The following is an 18,724-nucleotide window of genomic DNA, read 5'->3' as shown; positions in this document are numbered from 1 at the left end:
TGCGGGGCCTCCGGGGCAGGGGCCTGGACGCGTATATTTTTGGCGCCACCACCGAAGAACGTGGAGTGGGCCGGGAGTAGGCGCCACAAATACACGTCGTCGTCCAGCCCCCCACCCCTGCGACCCCACCCCCTCCCGCCGGTGACCCAGCCCCCCCCGTTGTGGGCAATCGTTCCGCCGGGGGCACCTCCCAGCGGTAGCTGGGGGAGGAACGGGTGGGCACAACCCACCCACCGGCCCGCACCCGGCAACGAAACCCCCGCCCAGCCCGGGGCCCGGGGTGTCCCCGGTTTCGGGAAGGGGCGGGGTGGGGGAGAGCCCCCGCGCAGCGGCTACCAGCCGGTGGCTCCGCGGGGCGGGACGGGTGGGCACAACCCGGCCACCGGGCCGCACCCGGCCGCGAAACCCGACCGGGGCAGGCAGCGGCTCCCGTGCGGGGACGGGCGTCAGCTGACGTCTTTCTCGATCGCCTCGAAGATGTCCGCGTCCGTCTCCCGCTGCCAGTCGGGGAGATCGGGCCAGTCGGCGACGTAACCGGGCTTGGGGTCCTCGAAGTGCCGGTACATCTGCGCGGTCCAGCACGTCGCGACGAACCGCCCCTTCTGCTCCCGCGTAAGCCGCCCCGCGTGCCCCTCGCTCACCTCAAGAAACTGCCGCACCTGCTGGTACACCGCCCCGGCCGCCGCCCGCTCCCACTCCGGCGTCTCCTCCCAGGGCGTCACATAGCCCGCCTTGGGCTCCCCGGGAAAGTGCCGCCGCACCCCCGCGATCCACGCCTCCCGAAACACCCGCGCACCCTCGGCCTGCGACATCCCTGCCCCTTTCGTCAGTTGGCGTTCAGTGCCTTGATATCGGCGTCCACCTCGGCGACGCGCACATCGCGGGCGAGGGGGCCGAAGCCCGCACGCAGGTCCTGGAGCCTACGCGCGACATAACCGGAGGAAGATTCCCGCGCCAGGTGAAGCGCCTCGCGGGCGTAAACGACGATCTGCTCCGGATCCTTGCGCTTGGCGCCGATGGAGGCCATATTCGCGAGCACGGCTCCACGGCGCCGGAGGGCCTGGCCCTTCGCCAAGGCGCCCTGTCCTAGGGCACTCTGCAACGCCTGCTCGGCAAGGTCGAGCCGACCGAGCTGCACATACCGAGCACCCCGCTCCTCTACGAGCCGGGAGCCATCGAAACGAAGCCAACCCCTGTTTTGCGCCGGTTCTGTCACGTACACGACCTTCTCGGCCTGCTCCAAAGCGTGTTCGCACGCGGACAGATCTCCAAGTCCCGCGAACGCCTCGGCTTGTACGGCAGCGACCCAATGTCGGGTCGGCAGGGCACTGTCCCCTCGTCGGGCAACGCGCTCAGCGACCGACAGGATGTCAACTGCCTCCCGGTATCGATGCTCGTACACGTCGACGTAGGCATGCCGGACGAGTGCGCAAGCCCAGAGATCGAACGCCCCCGCCTCTTTGCTGGCGGACGCGGCGAGCGTGTACGAAGCCGCTGCGTCGGTATACCGGTTGCCGTCGAAAGCCAGCTCGCCCGCAAGCTGGAAGAGGTCCGCCGCAGCGCCGCACAAGGCCTGCCCCTCCTTGTCCGAGCGCCCGTTCAGCGCCTTGGCGAGGTCAGCGAGCTGGTCGGAGACGATGGGATAGACGGCCCCTTTGGCTCGCGCGAGCTGATACACCTGCCACAAGTGGCCGTTCATGCGGATGAAGTCGCCGGAACCTCGACGGTGCACCCCTTCAGCGAGGGCCTCCGACTCCTCGACCGGCAGACCGGCCAATGCCCCGGCAACAGCAAGTGCGCGTAGGAACTCGCGTCGAATCATGTCGTCGGTATCCCCCGAGCCGTGGTGGTCGACTGAAGACGACACTACGGGCTCCTGGAGCGTGGCTCGGGGTTTGGTAACCAAGGCGTCCAGTTCGGCAAGGCCGAGTTGCAGCGCCGCTGCGTACTGTGGGCGTAACTGGACCTGGATCTCCGTTTTCCCGCTCTCCCAACGGCTGATCGATGTGCGGTCGACACCGACGACGTGAGCAAGCCCCTCCTGGCTGTACCCCAGCGCTTTCCGCCGCTCAGCTAACCCCATGGGGCTCCCCTTCCCCGCTCTGCGGACCGCCACTCGACGTGTGCACATCCTGCACGCTTCTGCGTCACATCTGCCGCATGGATGCCGTGGAGCGCACCCGCTCGGAGCGGTTCCCTTGACGTTGTCAGCATCAAGAACCGGCGCGAGCCATCACAGGGTGCGGCCGTGATGGCGATTCGCCAGCTACCGGCCAGACGACAGAGCCGCCGGGCTGGCGGTCCACCGCCCCGGAAGAAAGACCCCGTCCATGACCATGACGAGACCCAACGCCCTCGGCGCCCCCGGCTACAGCGAAAGGATGCCGTGCGAGCCGGAGTCCGCGAGCCGCGCTCGCCGACTCGTCCGCGCAGCCCTGAACACCTGGGATCTCGGCCACCTGATCGGTGACGGGACGTTGATCATCTCCGAACTGGTCGGCAACGCCGTCCGCCACAGTGGGTCCCGCCGCCTACATGTCAGCGTCCGACTGTCCGGTCCGGATCGCGTACGCCTCGCAGTCACCGACAAAAGCCCGCATCCACCCATCTTTCAGAGCCCGGACGGCGACGACGAGTCCGGTCGTGGGCTGATGCTGGTCGATGCGAAGGCGGACCGTTGGGGCACTGAACACCACACCTCGGGAAAGATCGTCTGGGCCGAGCTCCACGCCAAGGGCAGCTCCTGATGCCCCCGCTCATCGCCCGGCCGACCGTCGTTCCGTTCGTCACCGCGTGGAGCGGCGAACACCTCGGCCCCGAATCCGACCTGACCGTCCTGCTCACGCCCGAGCCGAGGCTCGGCTACACGGCGCCCCGCGAGACGGATCGCGACACCGCAGGAGCCCTCTGGGCCCGGATGATCCACTCACCGGGTACAGGCAGGCCGATCTACGACAGCATGCACGTCGCTCGGCAGCGGATCTGCATGTACTCCATGAAGTGCCAGATCTGCGGCCAGCCAGCGAGCCGCGACAAGGACGGCTGGCTGTTCATCAACTGGCGCCGACCATGGGACCCGCCGACCTGGCCGGAGGGCTTTCTGACGGAGCAGCCGCCCTTGTGCGCGCCTCACGCCCGCATGTCCGTCGAGCAGTGCCCCCACCTCGCCAGAGGGGACTACGCGGTCCTCAGGGTCCGGACACCACGCCTGTGGGGCATCTCCGGGACCAACTACCAGCTCACGGTGGGTGGATGGCGTGCACGGGAATCGAACGTCATGGTCCCGTACGGCCACATCGGCCTCACCGCCGTCCTCGCTTCCCGGATGATCCGCGAGCTGCGCAACGTGACGGTCATCGACCTACCGAAATGAACCGCCTGAAGAGGAAGGACACGATTGTGACGACCATCGTTGCTGCCACCTCCGCCACGGACACCAAGTTCCTGTGGCTGGACCTGACCCGGAAGTGCCAGCTCTCCTGCACCCCGTGCTTCAACGCCTCAGGGCCGGACGGAACCCACGGCACGATGACGCGCGAGAATTGGTTACGTGTTCTCGCCCAGGCCGCCGCCTGCGGCGTGCGCCGCGTCCAGCTCATCGGCGGCGAGCCGACCCTGCACCCGGACAGCCTGGCCGTGGCCGAGCGCGCGCTGTCCCTGGGCCTGCGCGTCGAGGTCTACAGCAACCTGGTGCACGTAGCGGACGACTGGTGGGCACTCCTCCAGCGCGAGGGCGCTTCCCTGGCAACGTCGTACTACTCGGACCAGGCGGATGAACACAACGCGGTGACCGGCCACCCCAGCCACGCCCGCACCCTGGCGAACATCAAGAAGGCATTAGGACTCGGCGTTCCACTTCGTGTGGGGATCGTCACGACCACCGCGACACAGCGGGTCCCAGAGGCTCAGCGGGAGCTGGAAGTGCTCGGTGTGAAGCGCATCAGCATCGATCACGTGCGCCCCTTCGGGCGGGGAGCACACGGGCAGGCTCCGGACATCTCAGGGCTGTGCGGCCGGTGCGGCAGCGGCCGGGCTGCCGTCGGACCGGACGGGAGCGTGTCCCCTTGCGTATTCTCTGCCGGTTGGATGGGCGTCGGGAACGTCCGGAGCACGCCCCTGGCCACTATCCTCGGCAGCCCCGCCATGGCCGAAGTCCGCGCATCCATTCACAGCGCGGTCGCGAAGGGCGGGGACGAAGACGAGGATGGGTGCGACCCCGTGGGGGACGGAGAGTGCTCCCCCGGGTATCCGAGCAGTTCGTGCGGCCCGAGGAACTGATGGACAACGACTTGCCAGATACCGAAGCGCTGTGGGCGCTGGTACGCCCACACACCGGCGAACAGCACGGCGTGGAGCCCACTTCGCACGGGAACGGCTCTGACGTCACAGCCATGGTCACCTGCGAGAACGGGCCCGTCTTCGTCAAAGCTTGCCGCAACCGGCCGGGAGGCCGCCGCGCTTCCATCCTCCGCGAACGGCTCGTCAACCCAACCCTGCGCACCATCTCGCCGAGGCTCATGTGGCATGCCCAGGATGACGAATGGATCGCGCTCGGATTCGAGTCCGTCGAAGGGCGCTCGTCGGACTTCACACCGGGTTCTGCGGACCTTCCCCGGATCGTCGGCGCCCTGAACCGGATCAAGGATCTCCCCCTGCCCGCCGAGGCGTACGACTGGCGCGAGACCCGCTGGAACCGCTTCGCCAGCGAGAAGGACGCCGAACTCTTCGAAGGCGACGCGCTTCTCTTCACCGACGTCAACCCCCACAACTTCATGATCGGGGACGAACGGCTCTGGATCGTGGACTGGTCCTGGCCGACCCGGGGCGCCGGGTTCATCGACCCCGCATGCCTCGTCGTGCAACTCATCGCGGCCGGGCACACCGCCGAGTCCGCCGAGGAGTGGGCGGCCGGGTGCGAGGCATGGGCGAACGCGGACCCCTCCGCGATCGACGCCTTCGCCGCTGCCACCCTCCGCATGAACCGGTCGCGTGCCGACCGCTACCCAGAGGCGGCCTGGCTCGAAGCAATGGCCGCAGCCGCGCGGGCGTGGGCCGCCCATCGGGGTGGGGTGGCCGAGGTGCCGGGCCAGGTGATGGCATAAGCCTTGCCTGGACATCCAAGGCAAACCGGACGAGAGGGATGGGGTCTTGACCATCGAATCAGTGGTCGTACGGCAGCGCGTCGAGGATCTGGACGCGGCCGTGCCGTTCTACGAGAAGCTCACCGGAAGCAACGCGTCCCGTTTCTCCTTCGCCGGGGTGGCGGCCACGCTGGGGGTGGCGAACCTCGACGCTGTGGTGGAGGAAGCGGTGGCGGGAGATGCCGAGGTGGCGGCTCCGAGCGCACCGACCCCCAACGGTCACCGGGCTGTACTGCGGCACCCCCACGGCGGGGTGTACGAGTACGTCGGCCCCTGAGCTTTCAGGCGGCATCGGTAGGGTCGCGGGGTTCAGTCGGGGCTCCCGTCCTCGTCGGAGTCGGGAAGTCGTTCGCCTCTGCTCTCCGCCACCCGCAGCACGTCGCGCAGCGCCTCGCACAGCCGCTCCGAGAGGAAGCGGAGTTCTTGCGCATCCGCCTTGTGCTCGTCCAGTAGTGAGCGGGCATGGCCGAGGAGTTGCGTACCCATGGACAGTTGCAGGGCCTCGACCTGGTCAGCCCGCCGGTTGAGGGGACTGTGGTCGTTGTCCGACGACAGATAACAGGGCCTGCCCTCCGGGTCGGACCAGGGCAGCAGGCGTAGGCCGGTCAATGTCAGCTCCCATTGGCTGGGGTCTCGCGCGTACTCCACCAGTGCAGCGCTTCTTTGGGAGGCGAAGGTCGCTTACGGCCGGACGTTTGGGCGGACGTTTCGCTACGCTGAGTAGACAGTCATGTGCGTGGGGAGACGTTGATGGCGGACGGTGGCGGTGGCGTGCTCGCGGGGTTGCGCAGGGGCGCGGGATATACCCAGGTGACGTTCGTCGCAGAATTCGCCCGCGAGGCCGCCCGGTTGTGCATCGATGCCTCGGTGAGCGTCCGCCAGCTCCGGCGGTGGGAGAGCGAGTCGCCTCCGCCGTTACCGCACCCGGGTCAACAGGCCGTGCTTGAGGCGATGTTCGGCCTCCCGCTCGCCGATATGGGATTCGTTGTTCCCTCGCACCGGCGCACGTTCGCCGGAGGGATCGGCGACGATGAAGAGGTGAGACGTCGAGCATTCGTCACCGGGCCCGGGGCGATCGCCGCAGCGGCGATCCTCCCGAACCGGCATGGCCCCCGAATCGGTGCCAGTGATGTGGCGGCGTTCCGCGCGGGGCTGGTCGACCTCTACGCGGTCGATCACCGATCCGGCGGAATTCCCGCGAAGGCGCGGGCCCAGCAGCTTGAACAGCGCATTACGCGCGCCCTGAGCGGCAGCGTCTACACGAGCAGAGTCGGTCGTGACCTTCAAACGATGGTCTGCGAAATCGCCTGTCACCGGGCATGGTTCGGATACGACGGTGGACCGCCGGAAGAAGCCCGTGCTGCCTGCATGGAAGCTATGATGGCGGCGCAGCTCATCGACGATCCGCTGTTGCAGGTGCGGGCGCTCAACACGCTCTCCCTGCTCTCCGTCGACGCGGGCCGCATGTGGGAGGCGGCGTCGGCCATCGAGGGCGCTTACCGCCTCGCGCATCAGGCGGGCGCGGGGCCCACGGTGCACCTGGTGATCTCGCTCCGCGAGGCCAGCGCGGCGGGGCAGGCGGGCGATCTGCCCGGAGCACGTCGCGCGTTGAGCCGCGCCATGTCCTACCAGGGACGCACGGACACCGATCCGGACGTACCGAGGTGGGCGCGGTTCGCCGGTCCCGTTGAGGTGGACTATGCGACGGCGGCCTACCACGCCACGGAGGGTCAGCCCGCGCGAGCCGTGCCTTTCCTGCGCTCAGCGGTCGCCGGGCTCGGCGGTGGTTACACCCGTAACACCGCTTGGTACCGTGCCCGTCTCGCGCAGACACTGCTCCATGCCAGCGAGGTCGAGGAAGCGTGCCACGAGATGACGGGCGTACTCGATGCCTGCGGTGGTGTGTCTTCGGCAAGGCTGCGGAGCCGTCTACGGGACTTCGGACGTTCTGCCGTACGCGTCGACGCCCCTGCTGCGCGTGACGTGGTCGAGCGCATTCGTGAGGCGACGCGAGAGGGTGACCGCTGATGATCACTGTTGAGCGAATGGACGGCGCGGCGGCGGCGCGGGCCGAGGAGGCCTTCACCCTGGTCTACGCCGAAGCGTTCGCCGAGCCGCCGTACGACAAGACCTCAGGCTCGGTCGAGTCGAACTTCCGGCGGTTCCGTTCGCAGGTCCGTAAGGCCACCTTTCGGGGAGCCCTCGCCCGCACGGGCGACGGTGAGCCGGTCGGCATCGCGTACGGCTATCCGCTGAGCCCCCAGACCGGCTGGTGGGACCGGCTCATCGTGCCGGTGACCGACGAACTGCGCCGCGAGGACGGGCAGCGGACGTTCGGGCTGATGGAGCTGGCCGTACGCGCGCCCTGGCGCCGCATGGGCGTGGCGCGTCGACTGCACGAGGCGGTCCTTGCCGACGGCGCCGAGGAACGCGTGCTGCTCAACGCCCGGCCGGATGTCGAGGCCGCGCAGGCGGCCTACCGGTCGTGGGGCTACCGCAAGGTGGGCGAGGCGCACCCATGGGACGGCGCAGACCTGCACGACGTGATGGTCCTCGACCTGGGCTGACCCGGCGTCATCGAAGCCAGAATCCCGAGCACGTCAGCCACAGGTCGAGCAGTGCCGTGTCGCCCGTGACCTTCGCGGTGGGGGCAGGGCGGCGGTATACGAGCAGGAGCAGGTCCGTCAGGGTGGCGCGGATCTCGACGGTTGCCTTCTCGGGGGTGCCTCGGTGTACGACGGGGGCGGCGGCAGTGAGGTCGACCAGCCAGGCCGAGCCGGTGTCGGTGGCCTGCAGGCAGAGGGTGCCGAAGAGGGCCGGGGCGCCCTCGTAGGCCTCGGGGAGCGTGCTGTACGTCAGCCACTCGTCCAGGGCGTCGAGGGCGACGTCTTCGGGCACGCTGAATTCCGCGCCGACCGCCAGCGCGGCATCGGCCCGGTGGATCAGCGTCTCGTGGGTCATCCGGCGCGCCCAGAACATCGCGGTCCCGCCGGGGCCCGGGGTCCACACCGCCGTATCGGGCCCGGCGTCGCGCAGGGCGGCGGCCAGGCGTACGGCGCCCTCGCCGAGTTGGGCGCTCAGGGCGGCCGGGTCCTCGTCGGTGTGGCGGGGGACGTCGTTGACCGGGTCGTCCGGGACGGGGTCGGTCGCCCGGGTGCGTACGGCCGTCTCCGCCCACCCGTGGGCGCCGCCGAGGTGGCGCACGAGCTGGCCGAGGTTCCAGGCCGGGCAGGTCGGCACCGGGGTCGTCGGGTCGGCCCCCGTCAGATGGGCGCTCAACAGGTCGGTCTGCCGCACGATTTCGGCGTGGTAGCGGTCGAATCCCAGGAGCGTCATGGCGTCAGCGTAGGGGCCCGGCGGCTGCGGCCACCCGGGGGAGTCGTCGCCTGCCCGGTCGGGTTTCGTTGCCGGAAGCGGGCCGGTGGGTGGGTTGTGCCCACCCGCTCCTCCCCGCAGGACGATTGCCCACAACCGGGCGGGTGGCCGCTATTCGGCAGGAGGGGGCGGGGTCGCAGGGGTGGGGTCCTGGACGCTGACGTGTATTTGTGGCGCCAATCGCTAAAGGGTCACTACACGCTTCCGGGCCCGGCGCCGTAAATATACGGTCCAGGGCCCTGCCCCGGAGGCGCCGCACCCGGCACCCGCAGCAAACCCCAGGCGCACCCACCACGGGCCCGCACCCGCCCAACAGCCGGAGCGACCACGCAGGGTCCGGGGCGGAGCCCCGGCGGGGTGTGGGGGCAGAGCCCCCACCACCAACCTCAGGCCTCCGCGATCACCACCGCCGACGCCACCCCCGCGTCGTGGCTCAGCGACACGTGCCACGACCGGACGCCCAGCTCATCCGCCCGCGCCGCCACCGTGCCGCGCACCGCGAGGGACGGTCTGCCGCCCGGCTCCGTACGGACCTCCGCGTCCGTCCAGCGCAGGCCGCCCGGCGCGCCCAGGGCCTTGGCCAGGGCCTCCTTCGCGGCGAACCGGGCCGCGAGGGAGGCCGGGCCACGCCGTTCGCCGCTCGGCAGGAGCAGCTCGGCCGGGACGAACAGCCGCGACGCCATCCCGGGCGTACGCTCCAGGGCGGCCGCGAAGCGGTCGACGGCCGCCACGTCGATGCCTACCCCGACGATCACTCGACGGTGACCGACTTCGCCAGGTTGCGCGGCTGGTCGACCTCGTTGCCACGGGCCGTGGCCAGCTCGCACGCGAAGACCTGCAGCGGCACGGTGGCCACCAGCGGCTGGAGCAGCGTCGGGGTGACGGGGATCTCGATGAGGTGGTCGGCGTACGGGGCGACCGCCTCGTCGCCGCGCTCGGCGATCACGATGGTGCGGGCGCCACGGGCCCGGATCTCCTGGATGTTGGAGACGATCTTGCCGTGCAACACAGACCGCCCGCGCGGGGACGGCACGACCACGACGACTGGCACGTCCTGCTCGATCAGCGCGATCGGCCCGTGCTTCAGCTCGCCCGCCGCGAAGCCCTCGGCGTGCATGTACGCCAGTTCCTTGAGCTTGAGCGCGCCCTCCAGGGCGACCGGGAAGCCGACGTGGCGGCCGAGGAAGAGGACGGTGTTCTTCGAGGCCAGGCTGCGGGCCAGCTCCCGTACCGGCTCCATGGTCTCCAGGACCTCGTCCACCTGGGTGGCGATCTCGGACAGCTCGCGGATCACGGAGAGGATCTCGTCGCCCCACTTGGTGCCGCGCACCTGACCCAGATACAGCGCCACCAGATAGCAGGCCACGAGCTGGGTGAGGAACGCCTTGGTGGAGGCGACGGCGACCTCGGGCCCGGCGTGGGTGTAGAGGACGGCGTCGGACTCGCGCGGGATCGTGGAGCCGTTGGTGTTGCAGATGGCGAGCACCTTGGCGCCCTGCTCACGGGCGTGCCGCAGCGCCATCAGGGTGTCCATGGTCTCGCCGGACTGCGAGATGGCGATGACGAGCGTGCGCTGGTCGAGGATGGGGTCCCGATAGCGGAACTCGCTGGCCAGCTCGGTCTCGCAGGGGATGCGGGTCCAGTGCTCGATGGCGTACTTGGCGATCATCCCGGCGTGGTACGCCGTACCGCACGCCACGATGACGACCTTGCTCACCTCGCGCAGCACGGAGGCGGGGATGCGGACCTCGTCCAGGCAGAGGTTCCCGGCCAGGTCGATGCGGCCGAGGAGGGTGTCGGCGACCGCCTTCGGCTGCTCGGCGATCTCCTTGAGCATGAAGTAGTCGTAGCCGCCCTTCTCGGCGGCGGAGGCGTCCCAGTCGACGTGGTACGGGCGGACCTCGGCGGGCGCGCCGTCGAAGTCGGTGACGACGACGCCGTCCCGGCGGGCCTCGACGACCTGGTCCTGGCCCAGCTCGATGGCCTCGCGGGTGTGGGCGATGAACGCGGCCACGTCGGAGGCGAGGAACGACTCGTCCTCGCCGACGCCGACGACCAGCGGGGAGTTGCGGCGCGCGCCCACGACCACGTCGGGCGCGTCGGCGTGCACGGCGACGAGGGTGAAGGCGCCCTCCAGGCGGCGGCACACCTGGCGCATGGACTCGGCGAGGTCGCCGCAGGAGGAGAAGGACTCGGCGAGCAGGTGCGCGACGACCTCGGTGTCCGTCTCGGAGGCCAGCTCATGGCCCCGGTCGGCCAGCTCGGCGCGGAGGCCGGCGAAGTTCTCGATGATGCCGTTGTGGACGACGGACACCCGGCCCGCGTTGTCCAGGTGCGGATGGGCGTTGGCGTCGGTCGGGCCGCCGTGGGTGGCCCACCGGGTGTGGCCGATGCCGGTGCTGCCGCTGGGCAGCGGCCGGTCGGACAGCTCCTTCTCCAGGTTGGCGAGCTTGCCCGCCTTCTTGGCGGCGGCGAGCCCGCCGTCGGCCAGAACGGCGACCCCGGCCGAGTCATAGCCGCGGTACTCCAGCCGCTTGAGCCCGGCGAGGACGACATCGAGGGCGGACTGCCCTCCCACGTAACCAACGATTCCGCACATGCAGTGCAGCGTACGACCCACCGGTGCGGGGCCGGACCACCGCCCGCGCGTCGGCCCTCCCATTTACGGATATAAGGAGCGCGGCGCCGCGCGGAAGCGCACGGCCAGGGTGACCGACCCCACGCCCTGGGCCCATCCCTCCGGCGGGCCGGGGCACGACAATGAAGGGATGATCACGTCTACGGCGCGCGAGGCGCGCACCGGGCCCGTGCGCGCACCGCAGCGGCGGGGCGGCGAGGCGACCCCGTATGTGGACCTGTCCCGCGCCGAGTGGAGCGCGCTGCGGGACAAGACCCCGCTGCCGCTGAGCGCCGACGAGGTCGAGCGGCTGCGCGGCCTCGGCGACGTCATCGACCTGGACGAGGTACGGGACGTCTATCTTCCGCTGTCCCGGCTGCTCAACCTGTACGTGGCCGCCACCGGCAGCCTGCGCGGCGCGCTGAACACCTTCCTCGGCGACGCCAAGAACGGCCAGGGCCCGCAGACCGGCACCCCGTTCGTCATCGGCGTGGCGGGCAGCGTCGCGGTCGGCAAGTCGACCACGGCCCGGCTGCTGCAGGCGCTGCTGGCCCGCTGGCCGGAGCATCCACGGGTGGAGCTGGTCACCACCGACGGCTTCCTCTACCCCAACGCCGAGCTGCAGCGGCGCGGGCTGATGTCCCGTAAAGGGTTCCCCGAGTCGTACGACCGCCGCGCGCTGACCCGGTTCGTCGCCGATGTGAAGGCGGGCAAGGCGGAGGTCTCGGCTCCGGTCTACTCGCACCTGATCTACGACATCGTGCCGGGCGAACGGCTCACCGTGCACCGGCCCGACATCCTCATCGTCGAGGGGCTGAACGTGCTCCAGCCCGCGCTGCCCGGCAAGGACGGGCTGACCCGGGTCGGGCTCGCGGACTTCTTCGACTTCAGCGTGTACGTGGACGCCCGTACGGCGGACATCGAGCGCTGGTACCTCGACCGCTTCCGGAAGCTGCGCCAGACGGCGTTCCAGGACCCGTCCTCGTACTTCCGCAAGTACACCCAGGTCTCCGAGGACGAGGCGCTGGACTACGGCCGGATGATCTGGCGGACCATCAACAAGCCGAACCTCCAGCAGAATGTGCAGCCCACGCGGGGGCGCGCGACACTCGTGCTCCGCAAGGGCCCGGACCACAAGGTGCAGCGGCTCTCCCTGCGCAAGCTGTAGCGAGCTGTAAGGAGCTTCGTCGTGCTGCATCTGCGGCTGATCGTCCCGGACGACCGTACGGACGCGGTGGTGCGCCTCCTGGAGGGCACCGTGGGCACCGCCCACCTGATCGTCCTGCCCGGCGCGGCGCGCGATCCGGCCGGAGACGTGGTGCTGTGCGACGTGGCGCGCGAAGCGGGCGACGGTCTGCTGGGCGAGCTGCGGGCGCTCGGTCTCGACGAGGCCGGTTCGATCGCCGTCGACGACATCGGCCTGTCGCTGTCGACGCGGGCCGACCGGGCTGAGAAGGACGCTCCGGGGGAGGGCGCGGACGCGGTGCTGTGGGAGCACCTGGCCGACGCCACCCATGAGGAGTCCACCCTGTCGGTGACCTACCTCGCCTTTCTCGCCCTCGCGACGATGATCGCGGCGTGTGGTGTGGTGCTGGACAACGCGGTCCTGATCGTCGGCGCGATGGCCGTCGGGCCGGAGTTCGGCCCGCTGGCCGGGCTGTGCACCGCCCTGGTCCGGCGCGCCCCGCGACTGGCCATCCGCTCGGCGCTCGCGCTGATCGTCGGGTTCCTGGTGGCGATGGTGCTGACGACGGGCTTCAGCGTGCTGATGGACGCCTTCGGGCTGTTCAGCCGGGATCTGCTCGACGCGGACCGGCCGAACACGGACTTCATCTGGCAGCCGGACATGTTCTCGTTCGTGGTCGCCGTGCTGGCGGGCATCGCGGGGACGCTGTCGCTGACGTCGGCGAAGTCGGGTGCGCTGGTGGGCGTGGCGATCTCGGTGACGACGGTGCCCGCGGCGGCCAATGCGGCGGTGGCGCTGGGGTACGGGGATGTCGACCAGATGGTGGGGTCGAGCGAGCAGCTGCTGCTGAATCTGGCGGGGATCGTGCTGGCGGGGACGCTGACGCTGCTGGTGCAGCGGTGGCTGTGGGCGCGCCGGGCCTGATTCCCCACCCCGCCCCTTCCCGAAACCGGGGCTGCGCCCCGGCCCCCGCCACGGGGGCTCCGCCCCCGGACCCCCGCCGGGGCTCCGCCCCCGGACCCCGCTCCTCAAGCGCCGGAGAGGCTGGGGATGGGGGCATCTCCGCCCCGGACCCCGCTGCTCAAAGGCCGGAGGGGCTGAGGACAGGGCATCTCCACCCCAGGCCCCGCTGCTCAAAGGCCGGAGAGGCTGAGGACAGGGCATCTCCGCCCCGGACCCCGCTCCGCAAGGGGCTGGGGCGGGGGCTCGCTGCTCACGCTCCGGAGGGGCTGGGCAGGCCTCCGGCTCAGAGGCCCATTGGCCCAGAACCGACGCGGCGGCGGCCGGGGCTCTGCGACCGGCCCCGGCCGCTGGCCCACGACCGGCTCGGCGACGGGTGACAGCCGCGCACGGGCGGGGAGCCGGGGCCGTGGGGGTGTGGGGCGGGTGTCAGCCCAGGGCCGACTTCACGGCGTCGGCCAGGCGACCCGCCACCGAGCGGGCCTGGTCGATGTCGGCGGCTTCCACCATCACGCGGACCAGGGGCTCGGTGCCCGAGGAGCGGAGGAGGACGCGGCCGGTCTCGCCCAGCTCGCGTTCGGCCTCGGCCACGGCCGCGGCCAGGTCGGCGCTGCTGGTGACGCGGGACTTGTCGACGTCCGGGACGTTGATCAGCACCTGCGGCAGGCGCTCCATCACCCCGGCGAGGTCGGCCAGGGTGCGGCCGGTCGCGGCGAGGCGGGCGGCCAGCATCAGGCCGGTGAGGGTGCCGTCGCCGGTGGTGGCGTGGTCGAGGGCGATGACGTGGCCGGACTGCTCGCCGCCGAGGGCGTAGCCGTGCTCCTTCATCTCCTCCAGGACGTAGCGGTCGCCGACCGCCGTCTGGACCAGCTCGACGCCCTCGCGCCGCATGGCGAGCTTGAAGCCGAGGTTCGACATGACGGTGCCGACGACGGTGTTCCCGCGCAGCGTGCCCGCCTCGCGCATCGCGAGGGCGAGGACGGCGAGGATCTGGTCGCCGTCGACCTCGCGGCCGACCGAGTCGACGGCCAGGCAGCGGTCGGCGTCGCCGTCGTGGGCGATGCCGAGGTCGGCGCCGTGCTCGACGACAGCGGCCTGGAGCGGAGCCAGGTGGGTGGAGCCGCAGCCCGCGTTGATGTTGAGGCCGTCCGGCTCGGCGCCGATGGTCACGACCTGGGCCCCGGCGCGGGCGAAGGCCTCCGGGGAGACCCGGGAGGCGGCGCCGTGCGCGCCGTCGATGACGACCTTGAGGCCTTCGAGGCGGTTGGGGAGGACGCCGACGAGGTGGGCGACGTAGTTGTCGAAGCCCTCCGCGTAGTCGCGCACCCGGCCCACCCCGGCGCCGGTGGGCCGGTCCCACGGCTCACCGGAGGTGTGGGACCGGTAGGTGGTCTCGATACGGTCCTCCAGCTCGTCGGCGAGCTTGTGGCCGCCGCGGGCGAAGAACTTGATGCCGTTGTCGGGCATCGGGTTGTGGCTGGCGGAGAGCATCACGCCGAGGTCCGCGCCCAGCGAGCCGGTCAGATGGGCCACCGCGGGGGTGGGGAGTACGCCCACCCGCAGCACGTCCACGCCCGCGCTGGCGAGGCCCGCCACCACGGCGGCCTCCAGGAACTCCCCGGACGCGCGCGGATCCCGCCCGACCACCGCCACCGGCCGATGCCCCTCGAAGGTCCCCACCTCGGCGAGCACGTGCGCCGCCGCGACCGACAGGCCGAGCGCCATCTCAGCCGTCAGGTCGGCGTTCGCGACGCCGCGCACACCATCCGTACCGAAGAGTCGTCCCACTGGTGTCCTCCGAGATTACGAGCTGAGGGGGCAGAAGCTTGCGTGGAGATTGATAGACGCTTGCCTGTAGGTATACGCCCCCTGGTGGCGATAGCCGAACGCCCCGGAGGCACGGGTGGTGCCGCCGGGGCGTGTCGACGAGCGGCGGAAGCCGCCGAACCGCGTGGTGAAGCGGATTAACGCTTGCTGTACTGCGGCGCCTTACGGGCCTTCTTCAGACCGGCCTTCTTGCGCTCGGTGGCGCGGTCGTCACGGGTCAGGAATCCGGCCTTCTTGAGCGGGGCGCGGTTGTTGTCCACGTCCGCCTCGTTCAGCGCGCGGGCGACGCCCAGGCGCAGCGCACCGGCCTGACCGGAGACGCCGCCGCCCGAGATGCGGGCGATAACGTCGTAGCGGTCGTCCAGCTCGAGCACCTTGAAGGGCTCGTTGACTTCCTGCTGGTGCACCTTGTTGGGGAAGTACCCCTCAAGGGTGCGACCGTTGATCTTCCACTGGCCGCTGCCCGGCACGATGCGGACGCGGGCGATCGCGTTCTTGCGGCGCCCGGTGCCGGCGGCCGGCTGCGGGTCACCGAAACGGGAGGCGAGCGACTCGGAGGTGTACTCCGACTCGACCGTCTCGACGCTCTCGGTGGTGTACTCCTCGACCTCGATGGGGGTCTCGGCGGTGGTCTCGGCCACGATGCTCCTCAGCTTCTCTTCGTCTTAGGGGGTGGCCGGACTTACTGCGCGACCTGGGTGATCTCGAACGGGACCGGCTGCTGAGCACCGTGGGGGTGCTGGTCGCCCGAGTACACCTTCAGCTTGGAGAGCATCTGACGGCCCAGGGTGTTCTTGGGGATCATGCCCTTGATGGCCTTCTCGACGGCCTTCTCGGGGTTCTTGGCCAGCAGCTCGTCGTAACGGACGGAGCGCAGACCACCCGGGTAGCCCGAGTGGCGGTACGCCATCTTCTGGGTCCGCTTGTTGCCGGAGAGGTGCACCTTGTCGGCGTTGATGATGATGACGAAGTCACCCGCGTCGACATGCGGCGCGTACACCGGCTTGTGCTTCCCCCGCAGAAGGGTGGCGGCCTGGGTAGCCAGACGGCCGAGGACAACGTCGGTGGCGTCGATGACGTGCCACTGACGCTGCACGTCGCCGGGCTTGGGGCTGTACGTACGCACGGTCGTAGCCTTCGCTTCTTCAGTGAGTGTGGTCCTGACAAGGCCACCCGGACGATCACGACAGCCCTGGCCGCACATCGGTGACGCATCCGAGTGCCTGCCGCTGGTCATCGGCCCGGTGAACCGGCGTAACGGCCACTCACGTGAGAACGAGCAAGCCAATACGCATAACGAACTGGCAGAATACCGGCCCGCACCCACGGGGGTCAAAACGCCTCCCTCAGCCGTCACCCTCTCCCCGGCGGGTCCCCGGTGTCACCTGCCGGGATTAGGATGCGCGCCATGAGCTTTGGGCAAGGGGGGCCGTACGGGCCCGGGGGATCTCAGCAGCCTCAGTCGCGTCAGTCGTCGCAGACGCCGGACTGGGCCGCGATGGCAGATCACACCGCCACGCGCAGCCGTCGCCGACGATGGCTCTTCATCGGGGGCGCGGTGCTGGCGACGGCGGCGGTCGGGGCGATGGTCGCCACCGCCGTGATCAGCAGCAACGACAAGGACGGCTCCTCGGACGACTCGGCGAACCATCTGCCCTCGCAGCCCACGCTGCCGCGCGAGGCGGAGTCACCCGAGCCGTCGTTCTCCAATGTCGCGCCGCCCGCGCCGCCCAAACCGCTGGACATCATCTCCGACGCCAAGCGGGACAAGGCGCCGCTGAGCCCCAAGACGCTCTTCCCCGACGAGGAGGCCGCCAAGGAGGGCCGCTCGTACGCGAGGGGCGCGACCGCCTCCACGAAGAGCTGCGCGGCGGGCACCCAGGGCTCCCTGGGGTCGGTCCTCAGCGGCAACGGGTGCCGTGAGCTGCTGCGCGCCACCTTCTCCAGGGACGGCGTGGCGACCACCGTCGGCGTCGCTGTCTTCGACGGCCGCGCGGGCGCGGAGAAGGCGAAGAACGGGTACAAGCCGAACGTGGCGTCGCTGCCGGGCAGCGGGGTTCCGTCGTTCTGCCGCCGGACCGCGTGCCGCACCTCGGCGAACGCGATCGGGCGGTACGCGTACTTCACGATCTCCGGGTACACCTCGGGGAAGGCCGTGACGACGTCGGACACCGAGGCGCTGCAGGCCGGGCGCGATATGGCCGACTACACCTTCAGCCGCATCCTGGCCCGGGGCAACGCGCAGGCCTCGGCGGCAGCGGGCTCCGGCGGCTGACGGCGCCATGGGGGAACTGGTGGGTTTCCGGCTCGGCGACGGCACCGCGAGCGTGATCGTCGAGGTGGACGACGACGAGCCGGGGGTGCGGCTGGCCGCCGGGGGCCGGAACGGGATCCCGGACGCGAGCGCGACGTTCGACGCCGGGTTCGTCCGGGTCCGGGAGGCGGCCGCGCGGGCGCTGGCCCAGCTCAGCACGTTGCCCCAGCCGCCGTCGACGGTGGAGCTGGAGTTCGGCGTGAAGCTGAGCGCCCAGGCCGGGGCGGTGATCGCCAAGACCGGGGTGGACGGCCACCTCAAGATCAAAATGGTGTGGGAGCGCGACCCCGCCCGGCCCGCCCCGGAGGACGAGGACGAAGGCGCCTGACAGCCCTCGCCTTATGACCGGTTCGCGGCCTCCACCTTCCGGACCTGACGGTCCACGACCGCGCCGGGCACCGAGGACCGCGTGGGGTCGGTGAGGTTCACGCCGAAGACCACCGTGAGCTGGGGCCCGGAGCGCACCACCGTGAAGGCGATGACGGCCTTCTCCTTGCCGCCGTCGACCAGGCGGTACGACAGCGCCTCGTCCCCCGCGTCGGGCGCGTCGGCCACGGTCACACTGGCGACATCGGCCCGCTTCCCCGAGCCGTCGGTGGCCGCGAACCCGCCCCCGCAGGCGGACACGGCCGCCTTGAGGTCCTTCACCGTCTTCTCGGCGTCGCCGGGCCCGTACGAGGAGATCCGGACGATGCCGGAGACACCCGCGGCCCGGCCCGAGGCGGCGGCGTAGCTGCGGTAGACGGAGCCCCGGGGCGCCGGGTCGAAGCCGGTGCCCATCAGCGCGGCCAGCGGCTCGCAGCCGGGCTTCAGGGCCTTGGCCTCCTTGCCGCCGCTGAAGTCCCGCTCCGTCATGTCGCCGATCCCGTAGCCCTTGAGGTCGGCCTTGGTCAGCGCGGCACGCTCCAGGGCGGACGCGGACAGCGGCTCCGCCGCCCCGCTCTCCTCCTGGGCCACCTTCTGGTCCCCGCCGCCGTCCCCCTCACTATCGGAGCCTGAGCCGCCGCACGCGGTCAGCAGTCCCAGCGCCGTCACGGCCGCCGCCGCACTGAGCACACTCCGCGCTCCGGTTCTCATCACGCCTTCGCCCGCCCTCGGTTGACGCCCCCGCGTTCCTTCCGGCCATCCAACAACGGGGGCCGCCGCGAACCAAGGGGCCGGGAACAACCTCTGCGGGCGCGGACTCGCCATGCGGCGAGAAGTTGTGCGGCTCACACTGGATGTGGTGCATCCCATATCACCACATGCATAAGCAACTTTTCCGCCTCCAGGCTGTCTTACCGACCGATCGTTCCTCAGTTCAC

The 18,724-nt window shown here is 70.6% G+C and carries 21 protein-coding genes; 11 read left to right on the top strand and 10 right to left on the bottom strand.

Annotated features, from left to right (window positions below):
* Nucleotides 1-446: 446 nt before the first annotated feature.
* Nucleotides 447-812, bottom strand: a complete 366-nt coding sequence (locus ACFV9T_RS35235; RefSeq protein WP_385446591.1) for a hypothetical protein — start codon at nucleotides 810-812, stop codon at nucleotides 447-449.
* Nucleotides 813-826: 14 nt separating this feature from the next.
* The gene (locus tag ACFV9T_RS35230) at nucleotides 827-2,083 is read right to left on the bottom strand and encodes a helix-turn-helix transcriptional regulator (protein ID WP_385446590.1); all 1,257 of its coding nucleotides are present in this window, start codon (nucleotides 2,081-2,083) and stop codon (nucleotides 827-829) included.
* Nucleotides 2,084-2,330: 247 nt separating this feature from the next.
* Between ACFV9T_RS35230 and ACFV9T_RS35225 the strand changes: the two genes are divergently transcribed.
* From ACFV9T_RS35225 to ACFV9T_RS35205, 5 genes are read left to right on the top strand one after another with little or no spacing between them, the layout of a single operon-like run.
* The gene (locus ACFV9T_RS35225) at nucleotides 2,331-2,747 is read left to right on the top strand and encodes an ATP-binding protein (RefSeq protein ID WP_385446589.1); all 417 of its coding nucleotides are present in this window, start codon (nucleotides 2,331-2,333) and stop codon (nucleotides 2,745-2,747) included.
* Nucleotides 2,747-3,373 carry a hypothetical protein gene (locus ACFV9T_RS35220; protein WP_385446588.1) on the top strand — a complete coding sequence of 209 codons (627 nt, stop codon included), beginning with the start codon at nucleotides 2,747-2,749 and terminating at the stop codon, nucleotides 3,371-3,373. The genes ACFV9T_RS35225 and ACFV9T_RS35220 overlap by 1 nt, the downstream gene beginning before the upstream one ends.
* A complete protein-coding gene (locus ACFV9T_RS35215; protein WP_385446587.1) occupies nucleotides 3,370-4,278 on the top strand; it encodes a radical SAM protein in 909 nt (302 codons plus the stop codon). Before ACFV9T_RS35220 ends, ACFV9T_RS35215 begins: the two co-directional genes overlap by 4 nt.
* Nucleotides 4,233-5,102 (top strand): phosphotransferase, encoded by an 870-nt coding sequence (locus tag ACFV9T_RS35210; protein WP_385446586.1) that lies wholly within the window; start codon nucleotides 4,233-4,235, stop codon nucleotides 5,100-5,102. The genes ACFV9T_RS35215 and ACFV9T_RS35210 overlap by 46 nt, the downstream gene beginning before the upstream one ends.
* A 46-nt stretch (nucleotides 5,103-5,148) precedes the next feature.
* The gene (locus tag ACFV9T_RS35205; protein ID WP_385446585.1) at nucleotides 5,149-5,418 is read left to right on the top strand and encodes a VOC family protein; all 270 of its coding nucleotides are present in this window, start codon (nucleotides 5,149-5,151) and stop codon (nucleotides 5,416-5,418) included.
* A 32-nt stretch (nucleotides 5,419-5,450) separates the two neighbouring features.
* On the opposite strand, the gene ACFV9T_RS35200 is transcribed toward ACFV9T_RS35205, so the two are convergent.
* Nucleotides 5,451-5,792, bottom strand: a complete 342-nt coding sequence (locus ACFV9T_RS35200) for a hypothetical protein (RefSeq protein ID WP_385446614.1) — start codon at nucleotides 5,790-5,792, stop codon at nucleotides 5,451-5,453.
* Nucleotides 5,793-5,891: 99 nt separating this feature from the next.
* On the opposite strand from ACFV9T_RS35200, the gene ACFV9T_RS35195 reads away from it, so the two are divergent.
* Both ACFV9T_RS35195 and ACFV9T_RS35190 read left to right on the top strand, forming a co-directional pair.
* Nucleotides 5,892-7,169: a hypothetical protein gene (locus tag ACFV9T_RS35195; protein ID WP_385446584.1), complete on the top strand. Its 1,278-nt coding sequence runs from the start codon at nucleotides 5,892-5,894 to the stop codon at nucleotides 7,167-7,169.
* The gene (locus tag ACFV9T_RS35190) at nucleotides 7,169-7,708 is read left to right on the top strand and encodes a GNAT family N-acetyltransferase (protein ID WP_385446583.1); all 540 of its coding nucleotides are present in this window, start codon (nucleotides 7,169-7,171) and stop codon (nucleotides 7,706-7,708) included. The genes ACFV9T_RS35195 and ACFV9T_RS35190 overlap by 1 nt, the downstream gene beginning before the upstream one ends.
* Before the next feature lie 7 nt (nucleotides 7,709-7,715).
* Here the strand turns inward: ACFV9T_RS35190 and ACFV9T_RS35185 are convergent, their stop codons facing one another.
* The 3 genes from ACFV9T_RS35185 to glmS all read right to left on the bottom strand — a co-directional run bounded on the left by ACFV9T_RS35185 (nucleotide 7,716) and on the right by glmS (nucleotide 11,115).
* Nucleotides 7,716-8,477 carry a maleylpyruvate isomerase family mycothiol-dependent enzyme gene (locus tag ACFV9T_RS35185; protein WP_385446582.1) on the bottom strand — a complete coding sequence of 254 codons (762 nt, stop codon included), beginning with the start codon at nucleotides 8,475-8,477 and terminating at the stop codon, nucleotides 7,716-7,718.
* A gap of 425 nt (nucleotides 8,478-8,902) precedes the next feature.
* Nucleotides 8,903-9,271, bottom strand: a complete 369-nt coding sequence (locus tag ACFV9T_RS35180; protein WP_385446581.1) for a holo-ACP synthase — start codon at nucleotides 9,269-9,271, stop codon at nucleotides 8,903-8,905.
* The gene (gene glmS, locus ACFV9T_RS35175; RefSeq protein ID WP_385446580.1) at nucleotides 9,268-11,115 is read right to left on the bottom strand and encodes a glutamine--fructose-6-phosphate transaminase (isomerizing); all 1,848 of its coding nucleotides are present in this window, start codon (nucleotides 11,113-11,115) and stop codon (nucleotides 9,268-9,270) included. Before glmS ends, ACFV9T_RS35180 begins: the two co-directional genes overlap by 4 nt.
* Before the next feature lie 169 nt (nucleotides 11,116-11,284).
* Between glmS and coaA the strand changes: the two genes are divergently transcribed.
* Nucleotides 11,285-12,301, top strand: a complete 1,017-nt coding sequence (gene coaA / locus ACFV9T_RS35170) for a type I pantothenate kinase (RefSeq protein WP_385446579.1) — start codon at nucleotides 11,285-11,287, stop codon at nucleotides 12,299-12,301.
* A gap of 21 nt (nucleotides 12,302-12,322) precedes the next feature.
* Nucleotides 12,323-13,243 carry a DUF389 domain-containing protein gene (locus tag ACFV9T_RS35165; RefSeq protein ID WP_385446578.1) on the top strand — a complete coding sequence of 307 codons (921 nt, stop codon included), beginning with the start codon at nucleotides 12,323-12,325 and terminating at the stop codon, nucleotides 13,241-13,243.
* Between the two features lie 465 nt (nucleotides 13,244-13,708).
* Here the strand turns inward: ACFV9T_RS35165 and glmM are convergent, their stop codons facing one another.
* The 3 genes from glmM to rplM all read right to left on the bottom strand — a co-directional run bounded on the left by glmM (nucleotide 13,709) and on the right by rplM (nucleotide 16,232).
* Nucleotides 13,709-15,067 (bottom strand): phosphoglucosamine mutase, encoded by a 1,359-nt coding sequence (gene glmM, locus ACFV9T_RS35160; protein WP_385446577.1) that lies wholly within the window; start codon nucleotides 15,065-15,067, stop codon nucleotides 13,709-13,711.
* A 176-nt stretch (nucleotides 15,068-15,243) separates the two neighbouring features.
* On the bottom strand, nucleotides 15,244-15,747 hold the full coding sequence (rpsI, locus tag ACFV9T_RS35155; protein WP_385446576.1) for a 30S ribosomal protein S9: 504 nt from the start codon (nucleotides 15,745-15,747) through the stop codon (nucleotides 15,244-15,246).
* A gap of 41 nt (nucleotides 15,748-15,788) precedes the next feature.
* Nucleotides 15,789-16,232, bottom strand: coding sequence for a 50S ribosomal protein L13 (gene rplM, locus ACFV9T_RS35150; RefSeq protein ID WP_385446575.1), 444 nt, complete (start codon nucleotides 16,230-16,232; stop codon nucleotides 15,789-15,791).
* Nucleotides 16,233-16,505: 273 nt separating this feature from the next.
* Between rplM and ACFV9T_RS35145 the strand changes: the two genes are divergently transcribed.
* Both ACFV9T_RS35145 and ACFV9T_RS35140 read left to right on the top strand, forming a co-directional pair.
* Nucleotides 16,506-17,381: a hypothetical protein gene (locus ACFV9T_RS35145; RefSeq protein ID WP_385446574.1), complete on the top strand. Its 876-nt coding sequence runs from the start codon at nucleotides 16,506-16,508 to the stop codon at nucleotides 17,379-17,381.
* 7 nt (nucleotides 17,382-17,388) lie between these two features.
* Nucleotides 17,389-17,748, top strand: coding sequence for a CU044_2847 family protein (locus ACFV9T_RS35140; RefSeq protein ID WP_385446573.1), 360 nt, complete (start codon nucleotides 17,389-17,391; stop codon nucleotides 17,746-17,748).
* A gap of 11 nt (nucleotides 17,749-17,759) precedes the next feature.
* On the opposite strand, the gene ACFV9T_RS35135 is transcribed toward ACFV9T_RS35140, so the two are convergent.
* Complete coding sequence (locus ACFV9T_RS35135; protein ID WP_385446572.1) at nucleotides 17,760-18,497, bottom strand: hypothetical protein; 738 nt, start codon at nucleotides 18,495-18,497, stop codon at nucleotides 17,760-17,762.
* Nucleotides 18,498-18,724 lie beyond the last annotated feature (227 nt).

The sequence above is a fragment of the Streptomyces sp. NPDC059850 genome (genome assembly GCF_042731515.1).
GTDB lineage: Bacteria > Actinomycetota > Actinomycetes > Streptomycetales > Streptomycetaceae > Streptomyces.
The sequence above is the reverse complement of the archived record's forward strand: the minus strand, read 5'-3'. Positions and strand labels throughout refer to the sequence as shown.